The sequence below is a fragment of the Terrisporobacter sp. genome (assembly GCF_017888745.1).
GTDB lineage: Bacteria > Bacillota > Clostridia > Peptostreptococcales > Peptostreptococcaceae > Terrisporobacter.
The window spans coordinates 1-5892 of the sequence record NZ_JAGHFM010000175.1; the positions used below are offsets into that span (position 1 = coordinate 1).

5 protein-coding genes are annotated in these 5892 nt (G+C 26.6%); all 5 read right to left on the reverse strand.

From position 1 onward, the window contains the following. Positions 1–1634, reverse strand: a 1634-nt coding sequence (locus J7G74_RS08570; RefSeq protein WP_297134140.1) for an ABC transporter ATP-binding protein, incomplete at its 3' end; no start/stop codon positions are given. A gap of 160 nt (positions 1635–1794) precedes the next feature. Further along, positions 1795–2361, reverse strand: a complete 567-nt coding sequence (locus tag J7G74_RS08575; protein ID WP_297134141.1) for an HD domain-containing protein — start codon at positions 2359–2361, stop codon at positions 1795–1797. A gap of 219 nt (positions 2362–2580) precedes the next feature. After that, positions 2581–3378: a CPBP family intramembrane glutamic endopeptidase gene (locus J7G74_RS08580; protein ID WP_297134143.1), complete on the reverse strand. Its 798-nt coding sequence runs from the start codon at positions 3376–3378 to the stop codon at positions 2581–2583. Positions 3379–3719: 341 nt separating this feature from the next. Continuing rightward, positions 3720–4370 (reverse strand): fructose-6-phosphate aldolase, encoded by a 651-nt coding sequence (gene fsa, locus J7G74_RS08585; RefSeq protein WP_297134144.1) that lies wholly within the window; start codon positions 4368–4370, stop codon positions 3720–3722. A 76-nt stretch (positions 4371–4446) separates the two neighbouring features. After that, on the reverse strand, positions 4447–5760 hold the full coding sequence (locus J7G74_RS08590; protein ID WP_297134147.1) for a VanW family protein: 1314 nt from the start codon (positions 5758–5760) through the stop codon (positions 4447–4449). Positions 5761–5892 lie beyond the last annotated feature (132 nt).

Consider the following 5892-nt stretch of genomic DNA (forward strand, 5'->3'; position numbering starts at 1 on the left):
ACAATCCCACTATCAGCTAAAACTATAATTTCATCAGCATTTTTTATAGTAGAAAGTCTATGAGCCACTACTAAATTTGTTCTATCTTTACTTAACTCTTCAAGTGATTTTTGAATTTCTCTTTCAGTTACATTATCTAAAGCAGAAGTTGCCTCATCTAGTATTATGATTGGTGGGTTTTTTAAGAAAACTCTAGAAATTGATATTCTCTGTTTTTGTCCACCAGACAATTTAACACCACGTTCCCCTATATAAGTATCATATCCTTCAGGTAAACTTTCTATAAACTCATGTATTCTAGCTTTTTTAGCAGCCGCTATAATTTCTTCATCTGTAGCATCTGGTTTTGCACAAACTATATTATCTCTAATAGTTCCTGTAAATAAGAACACATCTTGTTGAACTACACCTATATTTTTTCTTAAAGATTTTAAGCTTACATCTTTAATACTAACATTATCTATTTTTATATCACCATTATCAAATTCATAGAATCTTGGAATTAAATTACATAATGTAGTTTTACCTCCACCAGAAGGACCAACAAGTGCAACAGTTTTTCCTGCTTCTATAGATAAATTTAATTTATCTAATACTTGCTTATTATCTTCATAAGTAAATGATACATTTTCTATTTCTATATTTCCTTTTACCTCTTTAAGATCTATAGGATTTTCTATTTCTTTTTCAGTATCTTCATTTATAATTTCCATAAATCTTTCAAAACCAGTCATACCATTTTGATATTGTTCTGTGAAGTTAATTAATTTTTTTAATGGTTCTATAAACATTTTAACATATAAAATATATGCAGCAAAATCCCCTAGATTTATTTTACCTATAAAAGTAAAATATCCTCCAGCTATTAATGCAACTAGTTCTAATATATCCATAAAAAAGTTCATACCAGAGAAATAATCTGCCATAACCTTATAAGCCCCTTCTCTAGCAACCTTAAATATATTATTGCTTTTATTGAATTTTTTTAATTCTTGCTTTTCGTTGCAAAATGACTTAGTAACCTTCATACCAGCTATACTGTTTTCAAGAGTTGCATTTACATCACCAGTAGTTACTCTTGTTTCCATAAAGGCTTTTTGCATTCTTTTCTTTTGTGCAATAGCAAACCATGCTATGAATGGTAATAATGCAAATATAATTAATGTTAAAGGCACATTTATACCTATTAATATAAAGAATGAGCCAATAAACATCACTAATGAAATAAATAAATCCTCTGGACCATGATGAGCTAATTCAGAAATATCCATTAAATCATTTATTATTCTCGACATAGTCACACCAGTCTTATTATTATCAAAATATGAATTAGGTAGTTTTTGTAAGTGTGTAAAAACTTCACTTCTCATATCTCCTTGAATTCTAACACCTACAACGTGACCCCAATATTGCATAAAATGATTAAGTACTGCCTTCAATATAAATATAAACATTAAAGTAGTTGCAAAGATAATTAACATTTTTAAGTCTTTATTTGGAACTACTTCATTCATTATATCTCTAGTAATCATTGGATACACTAAATTGCAAGTAGCAAATAAAAATGCAGCCAAAATATCTAGAGCAAAAAGCCTTTTATAGGGCTTATAATATTTAACAAAATCTTTTATCATGTATTCCTCCTAATAATTTAATCCTATATAGTTTACTATATATTTATATACCTTGCATTATAAATTTAAATCATATAATTTTTTCACAATAAAAAATAAGGAGTTTTACTAAACCCCTTTAACTTTAATAAATTTCTTATCTTATTATTCAACTATACTCTTATGCTTCTAATACATCTGAAATATTTTGCATAGCACCTAAAGCAATCTCTGCAAATTCATCAAAAGGTACTCCAGTAAACTCTATAGCTCTCATCGCTTCCCTATTAGCATTTGCGGCAAATCTTTTTTCTTTCATTCTTTTTATTACGGATTTTGTTTTTACACTAGTAAGTTTCTTATCTGGATAGCTAAGAGCTATTGCATTTATAAATCCAGTTATAGGATCTACTGCATATATAGCTTTCTCCATTAAGCTCTCCCTTTCTACACCTTTATTATCATGATGACCAAGAATAGCTCTATATAATTCTTCATCACCAAATCCTTCTTCTTTTAATAGTTCCACACTTTTAAAAGCATGAGCATCATTTACTACCCCTGGCAATCTTCCTGTAATATCAGAATCTAAATCATGTAAAAGTCCAGCAATTGCCCATTTTTCTTCATTCTCTGGCTCTAATTTTTTAGCCATCTCCCTCATCACAGCTTCAACTGCATAGCTATGTTTTAACATATAATCAGTTTTCAAGTATTTAAATAATATTTTTAATGCTTCTTCTCTCATTTTATTACTCCTTATGTATTAATTTCTTACGCTATACTTATTCGACAATTTCCTATAAATTCCTCTTATGATTATATTTTTTATTCTATAAAAAATCACCTTGAGTTTATCAAGGTGGTGCAAAGAATGAATAACATAATATGTGAAATCACATCTATTAGCAAAATAGTCTTAATTTCTTTAACATATTATTCACTGTTGTATTTATTTTAAACTTAATCAACGATATATTTTTTGCATTTCTTCTTTTCTTTTTTCATCCATAATAATTATACTCCATGAAATTATTGCCATAAAAATATTTAATATATTACACAAACCAGAAGCTCTCGATAATTCTATTGATAAAACCTGGGATATCATAACAATATAATTCCAAAGTATATGAAAAATTATAATTGGCCAAATACTATTAAGTTTTATAGCTAAACCTACAAATGAAAAACCTAATAAACCTGAATATATAATTCTATATAATACATCAATCCATGGAATTCCCATAAAAATAGTCACTATATGAAGAATAGAAAAAGATAAACTACTAATTATCATAGCAGGTATAATAGATTTTTTATTTTTAAAAGAGTTTAAAATAATCCCTCTATAAATTACTTCTTCACAAAAACCTGCCATGCATGTTCCTATAAACCCTAAAATCATAATTATATATATACTTATATTAAGATAATTTTTGTTTATAATAATTTCATATATAAATTTATTTATCATAAAAATAATAACTATTATATAAGGTAAAAACCAAATTAAATTTTTTTTATTTATTTTTCTTAACCCGGATTCTTCTAAACTAAAATATTTCTTTACCATATATATCACAAAAAACGTTGGTGGAACTTGCATTATAAACTTAAAAATTATAGTATTTATATCCAAATTCATACTTTCTACTATATGTCCACCTATTGATAATATCATAATGTTAACGATAAACAACTGTACAAACATAATAAAATAATACCCTACAAGTATAAATATTGCTTTCTTTTTTTTATACATATTACTACTCCTAATTTTAAATTTCTATTAAAACTTGTAATTAGCTAATATTAATATGTCAAACATACTGCAGTTTTATAATTTTATTATATCACGCTTTACGGTATACGGTAATATTTACTATTTATAATATTACTTATTAACTCTGAACTACAAATTACTATATTCTAATAAATATTTATGTTTGGATAAAATGTTTTTGCAAAAAAATAAAAATGGGATTCAAGCGATTACTAGCATAACAAGTCCAGCTAAAATAGCTCTAGATAATATGCTAAAAAACACCCTGAATAACTTCAGGGTGTTGAAATATTTTAATTAGTTGTTATAAATATTAATTATTATTTATCTCCAAAAGCATCTGCCCAGTCTTTTTTAAACTTCTCAATACCTTGATTTGTTAATGGATGGTTTAGCATTTGATAAACAAGTTTTGCAGGAACAGTAGCTATATGTGCTCCAGCTAATGCAGCATCAGTAACATGCATTGGATGTCTAACACTTGCAGCTATTATTTCTGTATCTATTCCGTGAATATCAAATATTTCTGCCACAGTTCTTATTAAATCCATACCATTTGTTGATATATCATCAAGTCTTCCAAGGAATGGACTTACGTATGTTGCTCCAGCTCTTGCAGCAAGTAGAGCTTGATTAGCCGAGAATATTAAAGTTACATTTGTTTTTATTCCTTTAGCAGATAAAACTTTTACAGCTTTTAATCCTTCTCCTGTCATAGGTATTTTAACAACCATATTTGGATGAATTTCTACGATTTCCATAGCTTCTGCTATCATTCCTTCAGCATCATCGCTATTTACTTCTCCACTTATTGGTCCATCTACTATTGAAGCAATTTCTCTAACTACTTCTTTAAAATCTCTACCTTCTTTTGCTATTAATGATGGATTTGTAGTAACTCCACATATAACTCCCATGTCATTTACATTTTTTATGTCTTCAACATTTGCAGTATCTAAAAATAGTTTCATAATTTAATCTCCTTTTTTCTTATGTATTTAATACATTATTTATAGACTTCTATTATTTTTTCTATAGAATAAAATTTTATCCATATATACTCGTATCTATAAATTCTTTATATATTAATTCTCTTTTACTATTATACCCATAAAGATACGTATTGGCTACATTTCCTTTAACAAAACTTACAGGAACATATTCAATTCCTTTTGTGACACTACTATTTGACCAAAATTCTATTGTAAGTTGGCCTCCTACAGTGTAAGCATGAATTAAAATAGGATAATCATAAGTATTCTTAAATTTATAATCCTTACTTCCTGTTGCCAAAGTTGCATCTAATCCTTTTTTAACATAAGATACACTCTTAGAATGGTTATATCTTTCTGTTGGTAGAATACCAGCTTTTAGTTGTGTATTATAAAGAGTAGTAGATACTTGGCATACTCCTCCACCTACTCCATTTTCAGATTTACCACTTACAATTACAGGTGCCATATGATATCCATTGTCAAGTGTAATAGGATTTACAGCTTTTTCATAAGAAAACTCCTCACCTGGCATTAACACGGTATTATTTATTTTTGATGCAGCAGTTGCAATATTTAGCCCTCTTCCAGTTCCACTATTAAAATATGTAGTTGCAGTAGAAATCTTTGTATCAATATCTTTTAACTTGCTAACATCAATTTTAGGATCTAATTTATGATATTTTTCCTCTATGATAATATCATTATTCTTACCTATTTCTAAACTATTTATAGTACCTATTATTTCATCGCTTAATGTTGTTAATTCTATTTCTTTGCCACTTTTTCCTTCTTTTATACTAATATTTTCCCCTTCTATATTAATAGTAGGCTCTATTGCTTCTACAAGTGTATCTTCATAAATTTCATCTATTTTATTTTTTATTGAATCATAATTAATTTTTATATCAAAATTATAATATCTATTTACATTAAAACATATAAGACCAAACTGACTCATAAAATTTTTGTCTTTGCCAAAGGATTTAATTTCTTTCTCTATATCTTTATAATTAATATTTTCTATGAAATCTCCTGCTTTTAATTTGTAATCTTTTTCTTCTATTCTCACAGTTATTTCTTTATTTTTTATATACTCTATTGTATTATTTATTTCCTCAGCTAGCTCTTTTTCATTTAATCCAGAAAGATCTTTATCATATAGTAATAAATCTGGATAAACCAAATTGTCATATCTATTTGACGTGAAATACATTACTCCTGTCAATAAACAAATACATATTATAATAGTGTAAAATTTCTTCTTTTTAAATGAATGACTTAGTATTTTTATATATTTCTTATCTTCCTCTTTAGTATTATTATCTGTGACTTCTACAAAGTTATTATTATCATCTTGTCTCCCCATTTGAATCCCTCCATAATTTATGTTTAATAAATTTTATTAATAAATAAAAAGTTTATTCAAATAAAGATATTTCACTATTGTAACTATTATTAAGTAATACAAATTTGTATATAAAATAAATTTATGTTAATA